Source organism: Pedobacter steynii, assembly GCF_900103665.1.
GTDB classification, from domain to species: domain Bacteria; phylum Bacteroidota; class Bacteroidia; order Sphingobacteriales; family Sphingobacteriaceae; genus Pedobacter; species Pedobacter steynii.
Genome location: NZ_FNGY01000011.1, coordinates 228326 through 249566, shown reverse-complemented (window position 1 = coordinate 249566; position 21241 = coordinate 228326). Strand labels below are relative to the sequence as shown.

General features: G+C 39.2%; 15 protein-coding genes. 13 read left to right on the top strand and 2 right to left on the bottom strand.

Features of this window, described 5'->3' with window-relative positions:
* Positions 1-47 precede the first annotated feature (47 nt).
* Positions 48-1580: an ABC transporter substrate-binding protein gene (locus BLQ87_RS26665; RefSeq protein ID WP_317048296.1), complete on the bottom strand. Its 1533-nt coding sequence runs from the start codon at positions 1578-1580 to the stop codon at positions 48-50.
* A 144-nt stretch (positions 1581-1724) separates the two neighbouring features.
* On the opposite strand from BLQ87_RS26665, the gene BLQ87_RS26660 reads away from it, so the two are divergent.
* Positions 1725-2180, top strand: coding sequence for a hypothetical protein (locus tag BLQ87_RS26660; protein WP_074611967.1), 456 nt, complete (start codon positions 1725-1727; stop codon positions 2178-2180).
* 6 nt (positions 2181-2186) lie between these two features.
* On the opposite strand, the gene BLQ87_RS26655 is transcribed toward BLQ87_RS26660, so the two are convergent.
* Entirely contained in the window at positions 2187-2708 is a 522-nt protein-coding gene (locus BLQ87_RS26655; RefSeq protein WP_074611966.1) for an NADPH-dependent FMN reductase, read from the bottom strand.
* A 183-nt stretch (positions 2709-2891) separates the two neighbouring features.
* Between BLQ87_RS26655 and BLQ87_RS26650 the strand changes: the two genes are divergently transcribed.
* From BLQ87_RS26650 to BLQ87_RS26595, 12 genes are all read left to right on the top strand, one after another.
* Complete coding sequence (locus BLQ87_RS26650) at positions 2892-3695, top strand: ParA family protein (protein ID WP_074611965.1); 804 nt, start codon at positions 2892-2894, stop codon at positions 3693-3695.
* A gap of 10 nt (positions 3696-3705) precedes the next feature.
* Positions 3706-4626 carry a ParB/RepB/Spo0J family partition protein gene (locus tag BLQ87_RS26645; RefSeq protein ID WP_074611964.1) on the top strand — a complete coding sequence of 307 codons (921 nt, stop codon included), beginning with the start codon at positions 3706-3708 and terminating at the stop codon, positions 4624-4626.
* Positions 4626-5255, top strand: coding sequence for a DUF5683 domain-containing protein (locus BLQ87_RS26640; RefSeq protein WP_074611963.1), 630 nt, complete (start codon positions 4626-4628; stop codon positions 5253-5255). Before BLQ87_RS26645 ends, BLQ87_RS26640 begins: the two co-directional genes overlap by 1 nt.
* A 45-nt stretch (positions 5256-5300) precedes the next feature.
* Positions 5301-6041 carry a 4-hydroxy-tetrahydrodipicolinate reductase gene (gene dapB / locus BLQ87_RS26635; RefSeq protein ID WP_074611962.1) on the top strand — a complete coding sequence of 247 codons (741 nt, stop codon included), beginning with the start codon at positions 5301-5303 and terminating at the stop codon, positions 6039-6041.
* Positions 6042-6046: 5 nt separating this feature from the next.
* Positions 6047-7243, top strand: a complete 1197-nt coding sequence (lepB, locus tag BLQ87_RS26630; protein WP_074611961.1) for a signal peptidase I — start codon at positions 6047-6049, stop codon at positions 7241-7243.
* A gap of 196 nt (positions 7244-7439) precedes the next feature.
* Positions 7440-8648: an ROK family protein gene (locus BLQ87_RS26625; protein WP_074611960.1), complete on the top strand. Its 1209-nt coding sequence runs from the start codon at positions 7440-7442 to the stop codon at positions 8646-8648.
* A gap of 103 nt (positions 8649-8751) precedes the next feature.
* Positions 8752-12081: a SusC/RagA family TonB-linked outer membrane protein gene (locus BLQ87_RS26620; RefSeq protein WP_074611959.1), complete on the top strand. Its 3330-nt coding sequence runs from the start codon at positions 8752-8754 to the stop codon at positions 12079-12081.
* Positions 12082-12140: 59 nt separating this feature from the next.
* Entirely contained in the window at positions 12141-13703 is a 1563-nt protein-coding gene (locus tag BLQ87_RS26615) for a SusD/RagB family nutrient-binding outer membrane lipoprotein (protein WP_216857865.1), read from the top strand.
* Positions 13704-14203: 500 nt separating this feature from the next.
* Positions 14204-15415, top strand: coding sequence for an ROK family protein (locus BLQ87_RS26610; RefSeq protein ID WP_245723937.1), 1212 nt, complete (start codon positions 14204-14206; stop codon positions 15413-15415).
* A 124-nt stretch (positions 15416-15539) separates the two neighbouring features.
* Positions 15540-18839 carry a SusC/RagA family TonB-linked outer membrane protein gene (locus BLQ87_RS26605; RefSeq protein WP_074611957.1) on the top strand — a complete coding sequence of 1100 codons (3300 nt, stop codon included), beginning with the start codon at positions 15540-15542 and terminating at the stop codon, positions 18837-18839.
* Between the two features lie 30 nt (positions 18840-18869).
* A complete protein-coding gene (locus tag BLQ87_RS26600) occupies positions 18870-20582 on the top strand; it encodes a SusD/RagB family nutrient-binding outer membrane lipoprotein (RefSeq protein WP_074611956.1) in 1713 nt (570 codons plus the stop codon).
* A 66-nt stretch (positions 20583-20648) separates the two neighbouring features.
* Entirely contained in the window at positions 20649-21233 is a 585-nt protein-coding gene (locus BLQ87_RS26595; protein WP_083362067.1) for a redoxin domain-containing protein, read from the top strand.
* Positions 21234-21241 lie beyond the last annotated feature (8 nt).

Below are 21241 nucleotides of genomic sequence, written 5' to 3'. Positions count from 1 at the left end.
CTAAAGTATTGACAAAGGCCTTTCCATCTATATCGGGAAGGCTTTTTTTATTTCTTCTTTACCTTTTTCAGGATCATTAGATTTAATGGGTTTAGCGGATATCCGCTGATGTTATTTTGGGTCATAACAATGGATTGATCATATAATATAGGGACAATATTCGCATATTCGATCACCATTCTATCCATTTTTTGATTTAGAAGGAACCGTTTTTTTGGATCATTTTCATAATAACTGCTTTCAAATAAGCGATCGAAATCTTTATTGAAATAACCGGTGTAGTTGGGGCCATCAGGAACTTTATTCTTGGAGTAAAACATCGCAAGATAGTTCTCGGCATCACCATAATCCGCAATCCAGGAGCCCCGGAAGAAGTTTACTGCATTTTTGGACATCATGTCCCTTAGACTCGCATTCGGGCTGACGTCAACTTTTACCTTTATTCCAATCGCATTCAGCTCTCCCTGAATAAACTCCATCAGATCCTTATAAGTTGTGGAAGTACTCAGGGTAATCTGTGACATACCTTTTCCATTTGGAAATCCAGCTTCGACCAGTAATCTTGCTGCCTTATCCGGGTTATAGTGATAACCTTTTACCGCGGTGCTGTCAAAACCAGGCATCCCCTGAGGAATAAAACCTGAAGTCGCGGGAATTCCTATACTGTTTCTAAGGTATTTAATCAGCTTAGGCTTGTCGATGGCATAGTTAATTGCCTGCCTTACTTTTTTATATTTTAATGGAGAGTTTTTAGCAATAGATTTCGATGTGTCTACTAAAAATCCTGCGTATTCAGTACAAAGGTAAGCGCCCTTCCGAAGCTTGAATTTGCCCTTGTATTTGCTGGTCATATTCCCGCTTTTGGTTAAGATGTCGTCACGGTAACTTCCGTCAACTTTATCAAAGAAATCAAGTTCTTTTTTGATAAAATTCATGAACGCGCTTTGCTTATCACTGATGAAGGTGACCTTTACTGCATCCAGGTAGGGCAAAGTCTGGCCCGCCTCTTTCTCCCAGTACTTTTCATTTTTTACCATAACCAGGATCTCATCTTCTTTCCAGTACCTGAATTTGAAAGGACCAGTGCCTATCGGATGGCTGCGGAAATCCTTTCCGTAATGATTTACCACTTCTTTCGGGACTACAGAGCAATATTGTGCCGTCAGTAAACTTAGAAATGGAGGGAACGGCTTGGTTAGTCTGATGTGAAAGGTGGTATCGTTTATCGCGATAAAATTGTGGATGTCTTTTACTTTATCACTAAAGATCCAGCTGCCTGAAGAGGCTACTTTAGGATCTATCAATCGGTTGAAACTATAAACAAAATCCGAAGCGATTACTTTTCTTCCCTTTCCGTTAGGAAAAGTAGAATCGTCGTGAAAATACACATCGGTTCTGAGGTTAAAGGTATAATCCAGGCCATCATCAGATATTTTCCAGCTTTTTGCAATGCAGGGAAGCGTGTTTAAATTGCTGTCTATCTGTACCAGTCCATTAAAAATCTGGTTAACCATCCAGAGCGCATTCTGATTCCTTGCAAATGCAGGATCAAGAGAGGTCAGGTTTTGATCAAGATTCATGTTAAACACTTTTTTCTCTTTATCAGAAGTGCTGTGTGTACAAGATATAATGCCCAGAAGTAATAATCCGCAAAAAAAATGTGTTATAATACGATGCATCAGTGTAGGAATACTAATTTTGCACAAAGTAATAAATAAATCAATATGTCTTTTTTAAAAGCAGTTATAAATAAGGTGGAGAATGAAGTGTTAAGTGAAGAACTTCAGGAGCGTGTGGATCTTATTCAACATAAAATAAAATTTATGGAGCCAGTAACTGTTGCTTGTCTGGATACGGAAAATCATGTAAACCGAGATTTTGAAGGGATTATTAACGATGCAGGGGGCGTTTTACAGGAGGATGTTAACCAGGCAAGGGTTTTGATTTACGCAGAAAAGGATGCGAGCATGCTGGAGATGATGGGGCTTTTACCTTCCCTCCTGACTAAAGAATGGCCAGCGGTGGAGTATAACAGAGTTTACCTCTTAGGTGACCAGGCCACGGCAGCTAAAGAGCCTCAGGAATTTGTCGCTTTACTGGAAGATATTGCGGAAATGTTATATCCAGGGTATTTTGTTTTTGGAAACGAAGGGAAAAACTGGAACAGCTTTGGAGTTTAACGCATTTTAGAACGCGATAAATTTATCCATTTGCTGATTCGTGAACTTTAGCGTGTCTTCTTTGAAAAAGTCTTCCAGTTCATTTAGTTCCATTTTTATGGCGGAAACATGAATCCTTAAAGGCAATACATTCAGGTGAAGATAACTGCAGACTCCGCCAAAATGGTCAATTCCTCTGATGTTGCCGTATTTGCCGGAAGAAATGCCTACCAAAGCAGCCTTTTTATCATAGAAACTCTCCGGAAACTGACAGGCATCAATAAAAGTTTTCAGCACTCCAGGGAAACTACCATTATACTCTGGAATGATGAATAAAAATTTACTTGTTTTGGTCATAAGTTCCTGGATAGGCTCAAATGCTTGGCTTCTTTTTCCATACAAATCGGAAGAAATTAAGGTCTCGGGTAACTGTTCCAGACTAAATATATTTGCTTCTAACCCTTTTTCTGACAGAACTTTCTGATAATATTTTGCTACTTTCAGCGTATTACTTCCAGGTCTGTTTGTTCCTGAGATGATAGTTACCATGTATAAATTGTTAATAAGATGTGTAAAACACTTATGACCTATATGCCGTATGTGTCAAATTGTTTGTATCTTAGCTAATCATTAAAATGTGCCTGAATCAATACAAAAATAGCATTTTTTATAGACTTAAATCAAGTAAACAGCAAGCCTTCAGTAAATAATTGGTAATTATTAAAAAGATAAATGAGTAAAATTATTGCATTGGCAAATCAAAAAGGTGGTGTAGGTAAAACAACTTCATCTATAAACTTAGCCGCAAGTTTAGCCGTACTGGAATACAGGACTTTATTGGTTGACGCAGATCCTCAGGCGAACTCTACCTCTGGCATTGGCTTTGACCCAAGAAGTATAAAAAACAGCATCTACGAGTGTATCATCAATGATATCGAACCGATGGATGCCATACAGAAAACTGAAACCCCCAATTTAGATCTTTTGCCTGCTCACATCGATCTGGTCGGTGCGGAGATTGAGATGATCAATCTCAACAACAGGGAATATAAAATGAAGGCCGTTCTGGAGAAAATTAAAGATCAGTATGATTTTATCATCATTGATTGCTCACCCTCTCTGGGTTTAATTACCATTAATGCGCTTACTGCTGCGGATTCGGTGATTATCCCTGTTCAGTGTGAGTATTTTGCTCTTGAAGGACTGGGGAAATTATTGAATACAATTAAAATTGTTCAAAACCGTTTAAATACTGAACTGGAAATTGAAGGTATCTTACTGACGATGTACGATGTTCGTTTACGTTTGTCAAACCAGGTGGTAGAAGAAGTGAGAACGCATTTTCAAGACCTGGTATTTGAAACGATCATCCAAAGAAATACCCGCCTGAGTGAGGCACCTAGTTATGGAATCTCTGTAATTATGCACGATGCAAATTGTAAAGGGGCAATAAACTATCTGAACCTGGCGCGGGAAATCGTCCGAAAAAATGGATTGGTTAAAGAAGTGCAGGATGTAAATACAGCAATTATATAAAATTATCTTAATGACATCTTTTCAGCGAAAAACAGGTTTAGGTAAAGGGTTGAGTGCGCTTTTAGATGACAGCGACTCGGTCAATCCACCGAAAAATGGAGTTAACCCTGTAAGCGAAACCAGGCAGGAAACCGGCAATAATAGTGCTATTGGAAATATCAAGATCTCTGATATTGATACCAACCCTTTCCAGCCGCGCACGGAGTTTGATCAGGTTGCTTTAATTGAACTTTCAGAATCCATCAAAATTCAGGGACTGATTCAGCCAATTACGGTGAGGAAACAGACTGGAAACAGATATCAGCTGATCTCAGGTGAGCGAAGATTACGCGCATCCAAATTGGCAGGTTTAACTGAAATTCCCGCTTATGTACGTAGTGCCAATGATCAGCAAATGCTGGAAATGGCGCTTATCGAAAATATCCAGCGTGAAAACCTGAATGCAATCGAAGTAGCCCTGAGTTTTCAAAGAATGTTGGAGGAGTGTAATTTAAAACAGGAGCAGTTAGGAGAACGTGTAGGTAAAAACCGGACTACGGTAACCAATTACCTTCGTTTGCTGAAATTGCCACCTGTAATTCAGATTTCTATCCGCGATCAGAAGATTTCTATGGGACATGCCCGTGCATTGATTAACGTTGAAGAAGTCGATAAGCAGCTTTTTATCCATCAGGAAATTATTGATAAAGGCCTTTCCGTTAGAAAGGTGGAAGAATTAGTAAGAAGCATTAACAGTGTTGAAGTAAAATCTAAGTTTCAGCGACAACCTAAAGGGGTGTCTTTCGAATATCAGAAATTACAAAGGGACCTGGCTTCTAAATTTGCGACGAAAGTGAAACTCAAAGTAGGAGAGAATGGTAAAGGTGCAATTGAAATTCCTTTTATGTCTGAAGATGACCTGAGCAGAATTTTAGAATTATTGGATTGGTAATGTCAAAGTTTTTTCTGTTGTCGGTGTTATTGTTTCTCAGTTCATTTGCTGCTAAATCGCAGGAAGTATTGGTCAATAAGAAAGACAGCACAGCTTTAAAGCCTGTTGAAAAAAAGGTTGATACCTTAAAACCAAAATATGTAAATCCTGGTAAAATTGCCGGTCGGCGGGCAATGATCCGTTCTGCAATGCTGCCCGGTCTTGGGCAGGTCAGGAATGGATTTACCTTCTATAGAGGTTTGAAAGTAGCCGGAATTTATACCGGTGCAACGTTACTCACCATTTCTTTTATAGACAATAATAAAAGTTATCATGATGTTCTGAAGGAACTGAATTTCCGGTTGGATAATTCGGGTCAGCGAGAGAATCCACTTTATAAGTCAGTTGAAGAACAAGGATTGGTCACTGCCAAAGATCTGTATAAGAGAAATAAACAAATCATTATCTTCTCTTTTGTTGGCTTATACATTCTAAATGTTGTAGAAGCCTATATTGATGCAAGGTTAAAATATTTTGATGTAGGAGACGTGGCGGTTAAATTTTCGCCAACCATGATCAATATGAACACCAGTACGATGTACGGCTTAAATACCCCGGCGCCTGGATTAAAGGTTACCCTTAGTTTTTAAGGCATATTTTATAAAATAAAGACGAAAATACAAATAAAAGCAACGATGAAAGTAGCATTATTGGGTTATGGCAAAATGGGGCAAATTATTGAACGTTTTGCACTGGAAAGAGGTCACGAAGTGGTTTTAAAAATTAATGCAGATAACCTGGACGATCTGAATAAGTCCAATCTGTCTAAGGCTGATGTCGCCATAGACTTTAGTGCTCCTGATGCAGCTATAAGTAATATTTATGCCTGTTTTGAGGCTAACCTTCCAATTGTTGTAGGAACTACAGGTTGGTACGGACAATTACAGGAAGTAAAAAACGAATGCTTAAGCAGTAACAATACCTTGCTATATGGATCAAACTTTAGCATAGGGGTGAATATCTTTTTTCATGTCAATAAAGTGTTGGCAAAACTGATGAGTAATTTCCCTGCTTACGATGTGCAGGTGGAGGAAATTCACCACACACAAAAACTGGATTCTCCAAGTGGAACTGCAATGACAATTGCGGAAGGAATCATTGAAGAACTGGATGGAAAGACTGAATGGGTGAATGAATTGGTCGGAAGTCCTTTTGAGGATGTCATTAAAAAAGAACAGGTATTGATCGAATCACACCGGATTGAGAATGTTCCTGGAACACATACAGTAGTGTATAGTTCTGAGGTGGATGATATTGAATTGAAACATACTGCACATAGTCGTGCAGGTTTTGCTTTGGGTGCTATAGTTGCAGCGGAGTGGTTGCAAAATAAACAAGGCTTTTATAACATAGCCGATATATTTAATTTTAAATAGAGATTATGAATTGGAAATTCTGGCAAAAGAATAATGATGCCAAGCCAAGAAAGAAAAAAACTAAAAGCCGCGAGTGGTTTGACGCCATCTTATTTGCCGTAATAGCTGCCACGATCATCAGGGTGTTTTTTATTGAAGCCTATACCATTCCAACTGCTTCTATGGAGCGGTCATTATTGGTGGGCGACTTTTTGTTTGTCAGTAAAGTGAATTATGGAGCGAGAATTCCTATGACTCCAATTGCTTTTCCTTTTGCACACCATACCATGCCGATCACCGGTACAAAAGCTTATTGGGATGGTGTGGAATGGAAATACCGCCGGTTGCCTGGATTATCTGATATTAAAAGAAATGATGTTGTGGTATTCAACTACCCTCAGGGAGATACAGTAGCACTGGAATATCAGGATCAGGATTACTATCAGATGGTTAGATCGCTGGGTTGGAAGCAGGTAAACAGTCAATTTACCATTGTGAGTCGCCCGGTGGATAAAAGAGAGAATTACATTAAACGATGCATCGGAATAGCAGGTGATACCGTAAGTATGAAAAACGGATTGGTTTACCTAAATGGAAAACCAGAGAAGTTGAAAAATACCGGACAAATCGGTTACGAAGTGGTGTTTAAAACTCAGGATGTTAATTTTAGCGTTTTTGAAGATATGGGCTTTAATGTTTCTGAAGAGATTTCCCCAATGAGTCAGAATTCTTATCAGTTTACTGGTACAGAACCGATGATGGAAAAAGTTCGCAAGCTGGATTTTGTTCAATCGGTAAAAGAATTGACAGAAGTTGATCAGAAAAGGGATGGGGATATTTTTCCTTATGATCCAAACAGAAACTGGAATGTAGATAATTTTGGTCCGATCATTCTTCCTAAGAGAGGATGGACAGTGAAGCTGGATAGCGCTACTATGCCACTTTATGAAAGAAGTATTCGTATTTATGAAGGAAATAAAGTAGAAAAATCAGGTAAAGGCTGGTTGATAAACGGCGTTCCTGCTGATAGTTATACTTTTAAAATGAATTACTATTGGATGATGGGAGATAATCGCCATAAATCAGCGGATTCACGCTATTGGGGCTTCGTTCCTGAAGATCATATTGTTGGGAAAGCTTTATTCATCTGGATGAGTTATGATACAAACGGGTCTTTCTTTAGTAAAATCAGATGGAATAGATTGCTTAAAGGAATACATTAATCTCTAATTGTCAGGTTAAAAGCGGATGATGCGGTTGCATCATCCGCTTTTTTTTGTCTCAATATTTTAGCCTTAAAATTGCATTTCTAGCTTATTACGAGGTATAAATCTTATTTTATTGTTGCTTAAGTATCTTGTACTTAAAAAATAATTTAAAAAGTATGCTTGTAATTCGTAAAAATATTTTAAGTTTGATATGACAAAACCTCAAACTTTGACCGCCAGCATCAAAAAATATCAGCAACTAAGGACAGATGTGATCAAACATTTGTACTACAGTAAGATGTTAACACTTACTGAGTTAAGTCACCGTACACATAAGAGTTTACCTTTAATTACCAGTGCCGTTAATGACTTGGTCGATGATGGATATATTTTGGAGCATGGTTTGGCCCCATCTACCGGTGGGCGTCGGGCACTTACCTTTTTATTAAACAAGCAGAAGCCAAAGTATATCGTTGCGGTTGCTATGGATCAATTGGTGACACAGGTTGTAATCTACGATTTGTTAAACCAGGTACAGACAGAGCCGGCGCTCTTAAAGCTGACGTTAAAGGACGATCCGGAGGTCACCTTAATTTTAATCACTTTTCTGCAGGATTACATCGCCAGGTCAGGTATCTCAGCCGGACAAATATTGGGCGTAGGGATTGGGATGCCAGGGTTTGTCAATGCAGAAGATGGTATAAACCACACCTTTTTTAAAGTAAAGGGAGATGGAAATCTAAAAAAATATTTAAGTAAGGAGCTTGGATTGCCTGTATTTATCGACAATGACTCCAGTATTATCGCATTGGCGGAATTGAAATTTGGCGCAGGGAAGGGCCTTAAAGACGTAATGGTAGTAAATATCGGTTGGGGGATCGGTTTGGGAATGGTTATTAATGGAAGTTTGTTCAGAGGACATAGCGGGTATGCCGGCGAGTTTAGCCATATCCCGTTGTCTCAAAGTAATAAGCTCTGCTCTTGCGGTAAACGGGGTTGTCTTGAAGTCGATACCTCTTTATTGGTATTGGTAGAAAGAGCTAAAACTCAGATTGCGGCAGGGGTGAGCTCAAGCTTGGAGCATTTGTTTCAGGATAACAGTAAATTACCTGGGGATCATTTTCTTGATGCAGCTAAAGCGGGGGATCCTTTAGCTGCTTCTATACTTGCTGACGCCGCTTTTCTGATTGGAAAGGGCCTGGCCACTTTAATTCATATCATCAATCCAAAACTTATTGTTCTAGGTGGTAGGGGCGCTGCTGCGGGTAAAATCCTCATGGCACCTATACAGCAGGCTATTCATGAGTTTTGTATTCCCCGACTTGCAGAACATACGGATATTAAAGTCTCCGAACTAGCCGCTGAGTCAGGTCTTTTAGGCGCAGCAACACTGGTAGTAGAGAATTGTAATTTTAACTAAAATGTAAAGGAGTGTTTTAGTATAGGGATAAGCTAAAACCTTTTAAAGATTAATTCAGCACTAAACAATTAACCTAAATTCTAACAAATTAAATTTATCGAAGATGAAACACATGTACTTAAAGTGTATGGCAGTTTTGTTATTAAGCGTAATAACAATATCCGCTTATGCGCAGCAAAAAGTTACCGGAACGGTAACTGAGAAATCAGGGCAGCCCATCCCTGGTGTTAGTGTTATTGAAAGGGGCAGTAAAAATGGGACAGCTACTGATGGTAGCGGAAGGTTTTCTATCTCAGTGAAACCAGGTGCGGTATTAACTTTTTCCGCTATTGGACTGGTAATACAGGAAATTACTGTAGGACAAAAATCTATTTTAAATGTAACAATGGCGGAAGATGCTAATGCATTAAGCGAAGTGGTGGTGACGGCGCTTGGTGTAAAGCGTGAAGCTAAATCCTTGGGATACTCCGTAAATACTGTGTCCGCAAAGGACATTACAAAGGCTGGAGCTACGAACTTTGCATCTGCATTGTATGGTAAGGCTCCAGGAGTTCGTATCGCTTCGGCTACCGGTGGTGCAACTAGCGGTGTCAATATCAATATCAGAGGAGTCAATTCGATAACAGGGAAGACGCAACCTCTTATTGTATTGGATGGTGTCCCAATCAGAGATGGGGAATTCAATAATAACAATTATTGGGGTGATCAACGCATGAGAGGTAATGGCTTGCTGGATATTAATCCTGAAGACATTGAAAGTCTATCTATCTTGAAAGGTGCTTCGGCTGCTGCTTTGTATGGTTCCGAAGCGGTTAACGGAGTGGTATTAATCACTACTAAGAGTGGTAAAGGGACTCAAGGATTTAATATCGATTTTAATGCAAATTACTCAAATGATAAAGTTGCTTATTTACCAAGGTATCAGGATGTAAGAGGGCCTGGGATTCATAACTACATTTCTAACAGCGGTCAGGATGATGAAGGGTTTTTATACCAGGATTTAGATGGTGATGGAATTAAGGAGACAAGAGGTGTAGGCAATTTTTCCATAAATTTCGGACCTAAATTTGATGGGAAGCCTACATTGGCTTGGGATGGTCAAATCAGACCTTATGAAGCACAAAAGGACAATTATGCCAAATTCTTTCAGACAGCAAAAAATTCTAACATAAATGTCGCAGTGTCACATGCGACAGAAAATGCTAATGTTCGTTTTTCATTAACAAGACAAGACAATGAAGGTGTGAGCTACGGCGCTAAAAATGAAAAGAATATTGCTAACCTGAATACCTCTTTTAAATTGGGAAAGAAATTTACCACGGATCTATTGGTTAATTATATTAATCAGTATACGCATAACCGTCCGTTTATGGTAGACAGAATGATCAATAATTTTACAGGAATGATCGGCAGGTTTGATAATCCTGACTGGTACTATGCACGTTACAAAACAAGTCGTGGCTATAAGTTTGTGACGGGTGCCGGAACTGAAAGTCTGACTCCAGGAGAAAATATAATCTACCCTGGATTTAAAGCAGATGTTGCCGACTATATCTGGAATGTAAGAGAAAATCAGGAAAATGAATTCAGTGACCGTGTGATTGGTAGTTTAACCAACACCTGGTCAATCATTGATGACTTGAAATTGAGAACCAGACTTTCTACTGATATCACTACTAGAAAGATTGAGAGTGCTAACCCTAATACCAAGCCATTGGCTTTCGAGAATACCGGTTCATTTGGCCTTTCAAATTATAATAGTAGAATTCTTTATGGTGATGCTTTACTAACCTATTCGAAACAAATATCACCTGATTTTAAAGTGAGTGTATTGGGAGGGCTTACTGCAACAAGAGAATTAACGACTTCAATACAGAGAGAAACAAATGGAGGATTAAGTGTTGAGAATTGGTATGATTTAAAAGCTTCTGTTAATACCATTGGAGGTAATCAAGGTCTCAATTATCGTAATAAACTTGTGAAAGACGCACTTATAGGAACTTTGAGTACCAACTATAAGGATTACTTTTTTGTTGAAGGAACAGTGCGCAGGGACAGAACCTCTACCATGAACCCTGAACACAATAGCTTCGTTTATCCTTCAGTAAATTCGAGTTTCGTATTCTCCGAAGCATTTAAAATGCCTTCTTTTTTGAACTATGGTAGATTAAGGGCTTCCTGGGGAATTGTTGGTAATTACCCATCCATATATCAAGCAAATGTCGCCTATACTCAGAATACTTTAGGGGCACAGGGACCAACTAATTCTGTCCTTTATACGATTATCCCATCAGGATATGGTAATGAGCTTATTGAGCCGGAACGCAAGACGGAATATGAATTTGGTTTAGAAGCGAAGTTTTTAAGTGGCCGTTTAGGATTAGATATTTCTTATTACAATGCGCAGATCAAGAATCAAATACTTAGTCTTACATTACCTTATACTTCCGGTGCCAGTACCCTACTTGCAAATGTGGGTACATTAAGGAATAAAGGACTTGAAGTTGGTATAACAGGAGTTCCAATCAAATCTTCAAGTTTTACCTGGAATACTGGAATTAACTTCTCCAAAAATAAGAACGTAGTTGAAAAACTGGCAAACGGTTCAAATGAGCTGTTACATGTGGATTATGATGGTAATGCAGCGCAGTTGAAATCAATTGTAGGCCAGCCTATGGGAGACATCTATGTGCACCCTGTTGCTACAGATAATTCAGGGGCAAAAATTGTTGGAGCTGATGGACTCTACCAGCTGGATGCAAATAAGATGATAAAAGCCGGTAATGCAATGCCTAAAATTGTTGGTGGTTTTATTAATAATTTTGTCTATAAAAATTTCTCATTAGATGTGTTGCTTGACTTCCGGTTTGGAGGGCATGTTATGCCGACTGGAATTAACTGGATGATTAGCCGAGGCTTATTAGAGGAGAGTTTAACTAATATGGATGCTGAACACGGGGGGCTTGCCTATTATTTAGATGCTTCAGGTAAAGGAATACTAACTAATGCCGATAAAGGTCCGACTGGTCAAAAAGTTTATCATGATGGTATGGTAATGGATGGAGTAACGGCTGATGGTTCACCAAATACTAATGTAATCTCCCAGGCTTATTATTATTGGAATACTTATAACTGGGGAGGTCCTCAATACAGTTCATCAAGGTATGAATTATACGTAAAGAAAAATTCATATATAAAGATGAGAGAGATTTCGCTGGGATATAGCTTGCCAACATCCCTTTCAAGTAAAATAGGCGCTAAAAAATTGCAGATTTCTGCCTTTGGAAGGAACCTGTTCTTCTTGTACAGAACGCTTAAAGACTTGGATCCTGAGCAGATGACTTCTGGCTCAAGATGGGACCAGACAGTTAATAATGCGGGCTCCAATCCTGCAACGAGGACTTTTGGCGTAATGCTGCGCGCTAACTTTTAATTTATTAGTAAAAGTTTAAAAAAAAAATTGACATGAAAAAGATATTATCATTAATAACGATGACAGTTATCTCAGCGATACTTGTTGTCTCTTGTAAGAAATCGAGTTTTGAAGATGCCTATTCAGATCCTTCAACAATTGAGAGTACGACTGTAGAAAAGCAATTTTCAGGTATTATTTATACCAATAGGGAATATGTAGTACCTAGTTATTGGAATTACTTTGTAGTATTGCGTACCTCTGTAAATCATTATACGCAAGCTGTGGGCTGGGCAAACTCATTGGGACAATATGCTCCTGGTGGAGCTGCTATAACAGACAGATGGAATAACTATTACAATTTCCTGGCTCAGTTTCGTGAGTTGGAAAAAGTATACTCAAAGTTAACTCCAGAAGAGCAAGCTGACAAACGCATCTATATGATGGCTGCATCTATATATTTTTATGATCATACCCAAAAGGTGGTCGACTTACATGGTGATATCCCTTGGGCAGATGCTGGTAAGTTGAGCACTAATAATGGAAATTATGGTGCTTCTTATGCAAAATATCAAAGTGCAGAGGATATTTATACCGCTATGTTAGATGACCTTAAGAAAATTGCAGATGAGCTCTCGGTTACCACAGTGAAGCCTGCTATTCTTACTGGTTTTAAGACTCAGGATCTAATCAATAAGGGTGACATGACTCTTTGGAAAAAATACTGTAATTCTCTGCGTTTACGTATGCTGACAAGAGTTTCTGGAACACCTAAATTTCAGGCACGTGCAAGTCAGGAGATCAGTTCCATTCTTTCAGATCAATCTAAATATCCTCTGGTAGCGGAAAATGCGGATAATGTGATGTTAAAAGTTTATGATCTGGGTAGTGACATTAATGCTAAAGGATTTAAGACAGGTCTGGAAGACTGGAATGGGAATATTGCCGGAAAGGTTATGATTGATCGCATGAAAGCTTCGTCTGATCCTAGGTTAAGAGCTATGTTTGAACCTGGGGCAAATGCAGGTGGTACTTATACAGGTCTTGACCAGAGTCTTGATGCAGCTACACAAACAAATGCAATTAATGCAGGTATATTGGCCATTTATAATAGGTCTACATTAAGTAGAAATGAGTTTTTTCCAGGGATTCTGATTACAGCTGCGGAAGTAAATTATCAGCTGGCAGAGTATTATACGAAATTAGGCAATGACGGACAAGCTAAGGCTTCCTATGAAAAAGGGATTAGACAATCTATAGATTATTATTACTGGCTAAGGACCTTAAGTAAAGATGGAGCCGTCCCGCCATTGACACTGACTACTGTTCTGGAAGTAAACAGCTATATTTCTAATCCTGCAGTGATGTGGAATTCGGCTGCTTCAACAGCAGGTAAATTAGCATTAATCGGGACGGAAAAATGGCTACATTATAGTGTCGTTGAACCCCTTGAAAGCTGGTCGGAAATTCGTAGGTTAAATTTCCCTGCATTGGTTTTCTCTCCGGATAACTCAAGTCAACAAAAACTTCCTCCAAATAGATGGATCTATCCTTCAAGTGAAATTGCCTTTAATAGTACAAACTATCAGGCTGTTGCGGCTAAGGATAATCTACAGACAAAGTTATTTTGGGATATTGACTAAAGGGAGGCAGTCATGAACTAACGGCGAAATTAGAACCCTTTTGCTCCTGTATGATTTTTGATAAAAAAAGATGAAAATCATTAAACGTAAAGAACCCCGGAGGATACCCTCCGGGGTTCTTTACGTTTTGGGCTAATGTGCGATGTAATAGACCGATCATATCATCTCGCTGTTTGCGGAATATTGAACATTTCATTTGTGTAGATGATTTCTTATTATTTTTGTATTATCCTTGATCATAAAGTAATTTAAGAGGATGCCTAAACTTAAACTGACTTAAAAAGTCTGTTTTATATTGATATACATTGTGATGATTTCTGAAGTGGATATAAGAAGACGGTATAATGTTAAATTTGCTTTAAATCAGGTATTTGTGTCATTTTTTATTTTTTTTAACAGCCATTAATCTTAATTTTAGCATGTAAATGATTTTATTTTTCTCCTTTACTTAAAAATTAAATTAATAAGTCAATCGTATTTATCAAAAAAATATTTTAAGTTTGAGGGACAAACCCGATCTTGTGACTGCGACGAAGAAAAAATACCATCAGCTCCGTAAGGAGGTGATTAAGTGTCTGTATTACAATAATATGCTTACTTTTACGGAGTTAAGTAAATTAACCCATAAGAGTCTTCCTTTAGTTGCTACGACAGTAAACGATTTGGTAGCGGAGGGATATGTACTTGAGTCTGGCCTTGCTCCTTCCACCGGAGGACGAAGAGCACTTACTTTTCTATTAAATAAAAAAAAACAACGATATATTGTTGCAGTATCAATGGATCAGCTGGTTACCCAGGTTGTCATTTATGATTTACTAAATCAGGTACAGTTGGCACCGGAAATTATGAAACTATCGCTTAGTGAATATCCTAACGCGACTAAAATACTGATACAATTCTTAAAGAATTATATTTCCAATTCCGGTATTCCTATTGATAATATCCTGGGGATAGGAATAGGTATGCCCGGATTTGTAAATGCAGATTTCGGAATCAACCATACTTTTTTCAAGGTAGAAGGAGACGGTAACTTACGAAATCACTTGACCAAAGCACTTGGAATCCCTGTTTTTATAGACAACGACTCCAGTATTATTGCATTGGCAGAGTTGAAATTCGGTGCAGGTAAAGGAATTAAAGATGTCATGGTCGTTAACATAGGCTGGGGTATCGGATTGGGAATGGTGATTAACGGAAGCTTGTTCAGAGGACATAGTGGCTATGCTGGTGAGTTCAGCCATATTCCGTTGTCTGAAAGCAATAAATTATGTGCTTGCGGAAAAAGGGGGTGTCTGGAAGTCGACACTTCTATCCTCGTGTTAGTAGAGCGTGCTAAAGCTCAGATTGCTTCAGGAGTAAATTCAAGCCTGGAGCAGTTGTTCTTAGATGAGCGCAAGTTACCTGGAGATCATTTTCTCGATGCCGCAAAAGGGGGAGATCCACTCGCAGTCTCTATTCTGTCTGATGCGGCTTTCCTTATCGGAAAAGGCCTCGCGACTCTAATTCATATCATCAATCCGAAATTAATCGTACTAAGTGGCAGAGCCGCTATCGCCAGTAAAATAATTATGGCACCCGTCCAACAGGCAATCAATGAATTCTGTATTCCCAGACTTGCGGAATATACAGACATTCAAGTTTCCGAGATTTCCACAGAAGCAGGCCTTTTGGGAGCCGCTACATTAGTCATGGAAAATTGTGATTTTAAATAAATTATTACGATAAGTATTTGATAAACATGTATTTGTGATGTGGATTTTATGCTTAGCTAAAACCTTTTATATTTTAAACATTAGCCAATAACTGACTGGAATTTTAACCATTAAATCAAAAAAAATGAAACAAATTTACTTACGGTGCTTTTGGATATTATTGCTGACTTCCACTGCGATAAGCTCTTATGCACAACAATCTTTTACCGGAAATGTAAAAGATAACCGGGGACAAGCATTGCCAGGTGTTTCCATCAATGAAAAGGGGACCAAGAAGGGGACCGCGACTAACGGAAACGGAGATTTTTCCTTATTGGTGAGCCCTTCAAGTGTTTTAAGGATCTCTCTCGTTGGGTATCTTGTGCAAGAAATCACTGTAGGTGATAAAAAAAGTATCAATGTCGTATTACAAGAGGATAATCAGACATTGAATGAAGTTGTCGTGACTACTGGATTTGGGGTCAAAAAACAAGCCAGAAAGCTGAGTTATGCCACTCAGGAGATTAAAGGAGAGGACCTGACACGTTCCAATGAACCAAATCTTGTGAATGCACTGAATGGTAAAGTTGCTGGTTTGGTAATTAGCCAGGGTGCTGGTGGTGCTCAGTCCTCTTCCAGGATGAGAATCCGGGGTAATTCTTCATTAGGGAATAATACACAACCCTTGATCGTTATTGATGGAGTACTTATTCAACCTGGTGTAACAGGGGCCGACTCTTATGGTAACGAGCCGCAGGATTTTGGAAATATCATGAAAAACCTGAATGCTGATGATTACGAAAGTATTACCGTCTTAAAAGGTGCTGCAGCGAGTTCATTGTATGGTTCAAAAGCCCAGAATGGTGTACTTTTGATTACTTCAAAAAAGGGAAAAGCAGGACAGGGATTAGGAATCTCTTTTGGTCATACTCAAACGATAGAGGAAGTTTATCGTGTTTTCGATTTGCAGAATGAGTTCGGAGCTGGTATCAATCCAACCTTTGCTAAAGATGCAAATGGAATGCAAAACATCGATAAAGCAAATTATATCTGGAGCTTCGGGCCGAAATTTGATGGCAGCAAAGTCCGGGACATGGATGGACGTATCATCGATTGGAACGCTCAGCCAAATAACATTCTTGACGCGTATAAAAACGGTGTTTATAGCAATTCCAATCTCGCATTTCAAGGGGCAACTGACAATGCAAATTTCAGGGTTTCCTATACAAATATGACGAACAAAGGAATTTTGCCAAATAACAAGTTTAGCCGTGATGCAATTGACTTCAGAGGTTCTCAGAAACTGGGAAAAATATTTACTGTTGATGCGGGTGTAAATTATACGACGAGTAATACCTTAAATCCAATCAATCAGAGTAATGATTCTAACCCGATATTTGCCTTGGTTTATGGAAAACCAAGAAGTTATGACACCAACTATTGGAAGAACAGGTATGTGGACAATGCAATTGGTGGTCAGCTAAGGGGAACGGAGGATCCTTATAACTTATCTTCTTTATGGTTCAATATGAATACCCAAAGTAACAGGCAAAAAGAAAATAATCTGAGAGGAAATATTGATGTAACGGCTACGATAACCCCCTGGTTAAACGCTGTTGTGAGAGGAACGATGAATCAGATCAATACAGTTAATGAAACTAAAAATATAGGAAATGAAGCTGGTTTTAAGGGCGGTTCTTATGTTCTTGGCCAGTCCAACCAGAAAAGTACGAGATTACAGGCATTGCTGAATGCTTCAAAAAAGATCAGTGATAACCTGGATTTTAACTTCTCAATTGGTGCGGAGACCGTGAGGGATTTTGGTAAAAATAGCACTTCGACTAAAAGTGACGGTGGACTAAAAGATCCTGGAAAGTTTTTTATGGCTAATTCTGTAAATACTCCAATTACGACCTTAGGATTAGATGGAAGCCAACGCACCGATGCAATTTATGCATTTGGAGATATTAGCTATAAGAATATGTTGACGCTGAATGTTAGTATTCGTAATGACTGGTCTTCTACGTTGACTTATCCTAATGGATCAGGCGATTATTCTTATCTGTACCCTTCTGTTGGTCTGGCGTATTTGTTCACTGAATCCTTGAAAAATAATCCTGCCTTCGGATTCCTTTCTTATGGTAAAATTAGAGCAAATTATGGTCACACCGGATTGGGCATTGCTCCTTATCAGACAAGTAAAGGTAAATATACCCTTATCGATGTCTACACAGATAAGGATGGCATTCAGATGCCAAGATATGGATATGAGTCTTTTACGCTGGGTAATGAAAAACTTAAAAATGAGCTAACGAAAGAATTTGAAATCGGGACAGAATTACGGTTCCTGGACGACCGCATCGGTATCGACGCTTCCTTCTATAAGAAAAACACTTACAACCAGGTGCTGCTTTTGGATCTGCCTTCAACAAGTGGGGTGGAGAAACGGGTGATTAATGCTGGAAATATCCAAAACCAGGGGATAGAAATCCTGATCAATGCTACGCCAATCAGAACCAGAAATTTCGAATGGAATTCAACGGTTAACTTTGCACGTAATAAAAATAAAATTATCAGCCTTGCTCCAGGGGTAACAACTTATACGCTTGGAAGAGCTTTTGGAGATGATATGCAATCTGTTGCGATAGCGGGAGAAGAATATGGAAGTATTTACACTGGATATGGCTATGCTAGCTATCAGGGTAAAGATGCTAATGATCCACTTAATGGACAAAAGCTTTTAAAAGCAAATGGCAGTTACTGGAGAAATGGTGATGCAGGTCAGGGAAATAAAAACCTGGGTTCTATGATGGAACGTTTCACGATCAGTACGATCAACAACTTCAAAATTAAAGATTTTAATATAGGATTCCAGGTTGATGCAAAAGTTGGTGGTCTGATGGCTTCTGGTTCACATCAATACGGTACTAACTATGGCGCATTCAAAAGCTCTCTGTTTGGCCGTTCTGCGGATCATGGTGGTGTGCCAAGAAAAGACGCACAGGGTAATGTATTTAATGATGGTGTCATTCCTGAAGGAGTATTCGCCGCTAATACAATAATCAAGAATGTAAACGTGGGCGGTACAACTTTTGCTGATGCGGTTGCCAAAGGACTAATCGAGCCGGTGAGTGCGCGTGTTCACTATGCAAGGTTAACGCAATGGGGGACTGGAATCAGGGAATATTCTACTTTTGAAAACTCATGGGTAGCTTTAAGAGAAGTTTCTGTAGGTTATAGTTTGCCAAAGAAATTTGCTGAAAAAATCAGGTTCAACAGACTGAGTCTGAACTTTATTGCCAGAAACCTGACCTATATCTACAATAGCCTTCCTGATCACATTAACCCTGAGGGACTATTCACAAATAGTGCCGGTGCTTTTGCCGAATATGGAGGAGCTCCATATACACGTACGTTCGCATTATCAATTAAAGGAAGTTTATAGTAACTGAATCGAGATTTTAAAGAAATTAAAATGAAAATAAATTATAAAGCGTGGATCGGTCTTGTTGGCTTGCTATGCATCTCCATATCCTCTTGTAAAAAAGAAAAGTTTGTTGAATTGAATACCAATCCGCAATTGCTGGATAAAATCACACCTGAGCAGCAATTCATGAATGCGATTGTCAGAATGCAGGACCGCAGTGAGTGGTACTACGATAACGTGAGGGGAATTATGCCCTGGATGCAGATGGCTACCGGACTAAATGGTAACGGAGCCTCTTTTGTGTCTGAATCAGGCAGCATGAGAAATGTAAGGTTTGGCATCTTTTACCCGGGGGTAGGTGCCTCATTGTCTGATGTAGAATATATCATTTCTAAACTTTCGGCCGAAGAGCAGGAAACCAGAGTTCATCAATTGGCGATTACGAATATTGTAAAAGCATATTATGCTTTTTATGTTTCAGATATCAATGGAAGTGTTCCCTATACAGAAGCTTTTCAAGGAAAATACGGAGGTACATTCACACCAAAATATAATAAACAGGAAGAATTGTTTAATTTGTTAGATGAGGTTTTAAAGACGAGTGTTGCGAAACTGACTGCTACTCCGGCTGTACCTCAGGCTTCTTTCGACACGAATGATCTGTTTTTTAAAGGAGATGTTTCAAAATGGGTAAAGACAGCGAATGCAGTCCGTTTGAGGATGGCAATGCGCCTGATGAAGCGAGATGCAGCGAAAATGACTGCTCGTGTACAAGAAGCCCTGGCAAGTTCTGGTCAGCAGATGGCTGGCAACGCTGATAGTTGGGTATTTGAAACTGCAGCAAATTTTGCGCCAGGTGGAGACTGGTCTGTACAGAACATCAGAGCACCTAAGGGAGTGGTGGATTTTATGTATAACAACTCCGATCCAAGGATGAAATACTTCTATCAGCCTAACTATTTTACAAGAGAGAACTTTGATGCGGCAAAAGCTCAAGGTAAAATCCCTGCTAATGCCGTATACGACAACAGACGCTATTATGGTGTACCAGTCAGTCCAGACGTATCTTCCGCACCGGATTTTGCTAAGTTTTTCAATAGTGTGCAAATCGAGTCCTTGATAAAAGGAGTGAAAACACCGGTTACACTGGATACTTTATCCAATTTACAACGCCGTTTATTTGCAGCTGGAGAAGAAGGCGGAAAAGGAATTAACTTCTTTCCACTGATAACCTATGCAGAAGTCTGTTTCATGAGGGCAGAACTTGCAGCGAGAAATGTGATTGCTGATGATGCTAAAATGTGGTATGAAAGAGGAATTACAGCGAGTATCCAGATGTATGATGATATGGCCAGCAGAGCACTGATCACAGACAGACAGGAAAAAAATAGCTATGTACCTACCAAACAGGAGGAGATTACAACCTATTTAACTCAACCAGGAGTCTTATTCGATCCTGCCAAGGGAGTGGATATGATCGCTTCTCAGGCTTACCTGCATTTCTTTAAGCAACCGGCTGAAGCCTGGGCTTTGTATAAAAGAACAGGATTACCAAATCATACAAGTACACTCCCTCTGGAGAAGATCATTGCTTTGGGGACAGAACAACAGATTCCCAGAAGAGCAGCGCTTCCATTACCTGGTCCGGGGAATTTAAATTATAAGAATATCATTAATGCATACGACGATATGAAAACGGATCCTGATTTTGGACAAGGGCCAACGGATATGTTCGGCCGTGTATGGTGGGACAAAAAATAACATTATAATAATTAAATAAAGGGTGTCCATTATGGCACCCTTTATTTATTAAAGAGCTATACAGACATGAAATCATCTTATTTAAAAGGGCTAAACTTGCTATTCATGTTGCTGTTGGCAATCTCTGTAAATGGGCAGTTAAAAACGATTTCCTGGAAAAAGATGAGCGGTATTACTTTACTAAATAACGCCGGTAAAACCGAGACAATATCCCAGACAAGAGTAATTGTGCTGGTCTTTTTATCTCCGGAATGTCCGCTTTGCCGAAACTATATCCAGGTGCTCAATACGCTTCAAAAAAAACACACAGAGGTACAGATTTTCGGAATATTCCCCGGCACAGCCTATACTGCAAAGCAAATCAATGATTTTCAAAAGGAATATAAGGTAAGCTTTAACCTGCTTATCGACAGGAAGAAGGAACTGACGCACTATTTGAAAGCCACAACAACACCTGAAAGCATCCTCATCTCTAAACTGGGCGCTATCCCATATCGAGGACTGATCGACAACTGGGCAAGCGGCCTGGGGCAAAAAAGAAAGGTAACTACCGAGAAATTTCTTGAAAATGCCATCGAAGATGTTTTAAACCAAAGAATCCCCGCCACGTCACAAACCAAGCCTATTGGCTGTTTGATAAACGATATATAATTCCTACA

What these genes read in the sequence shown, in the direction of transcription:
- BLQ87_RS26665 (WP_317048296.1), bottom strand. Translation starts at nt 1,580, where the DNA reads ATGAATCTTGATCAAAACCTGACCTCTCTTGATCCTGCATTTGCAAGG.
- BLQ87_RS26660 (WP_074611967.1), top strand. Translation starts at nt 1,725, where the DNA reads ATGTCTTTTTTAAAAGCAGTTATAAATAAGGTGGAGAATGAAGTGTTA.
- BLQ87_RS26655 (WP_074611966.1), bottom strand. Translation starts at nt 2,708, where the DNA reads ATGGTAACTATCATCTCAGGAACAAACAGACCTGGAAGTAATACGCTG.
- BLQ87_RS26650 (WP_074611965.1), top strand. Translation starts at nt 2,892, where the DNA reads ATGAGTAAAATTATTGCATTGGCAAATCAAAAAGGTGGTGTAGGTAAA.
- BLQ87_RS26645 (WP_074611964.1), top strand. Translation starts at nt 3,706, where the DNA reads ATGACATCTTTTCAGCGAAAAACAGGTTTAGGTAAAGGGTTGAGTGCG.
- BLQ87_RS26640 (WP_074611963.1), top strand. Translation starts at nt 4,626, where the DNA reads ATGTCAAAGTTTTTTCTGTTGTCGGTGTTATTGTTTCTCAGTTCATTT.
- dapB (WP_074611962.1), top strand. Translation starts at nt 5,301, where the DNA reads ATGAAAGTAGCATTATTGGGTTATGGCAAAATGGGGCAAATTATTGAA.
- lepB (WP_074611961.1), top strand. Translation starts at nt 6,047, where the DNA reads ATGAATTGGAAATTCTGGCAAAAGAATAATGATGCCAAGCCAAGAAAG.
- BLQ87_RS26625 (WP_074611960.1), top strand. Translation starts at nt 7,440, where the DNA reads ATGACAAAACCTCAAACTTTGACCGCCAGCATCAAAAAATATCAGCAA.
- BLQ87_RS26620 (WP_074611959.1), top strand. Translation starts at nt 8,752, where the DNA reads ATGAAACACATGTACTTAAAGTGTATGGCAGTTTTGTTATTAAGCGTA.
- BLQ87_RS26615 (WP_216857865.1), top strand. Translation starts at nt 12,141, where the DNA reads ATGACAGTTATCTCAGCGATACTTGTTGTCTCTTGTAAGAAATCGAGT.
- BLQ87_RS26605 (WP_074611957.1), top strand. Translation starts at nt 15,540, where the DNA reads ATGAAACAAATTTACTTACGGTGCTTTTGGATATTATTGCTGACTTCC.
- BLQ87_RS26600 (WP_074611956.1), top strand. Translation starts at nt 18,870, where the DNA reads ATGAAAATAAATTATAAAGCGTGGATCGGTCTTGTTGGCTTGCTATGC.
- BLQ87_RS26595 (WP_083362067.1), top strand. Translation starts at nt 20,649, where the DNA reads ATGAAATCATCTTATTTAAAAGGGCTAAACTTGCTATTCATGTTGCTG.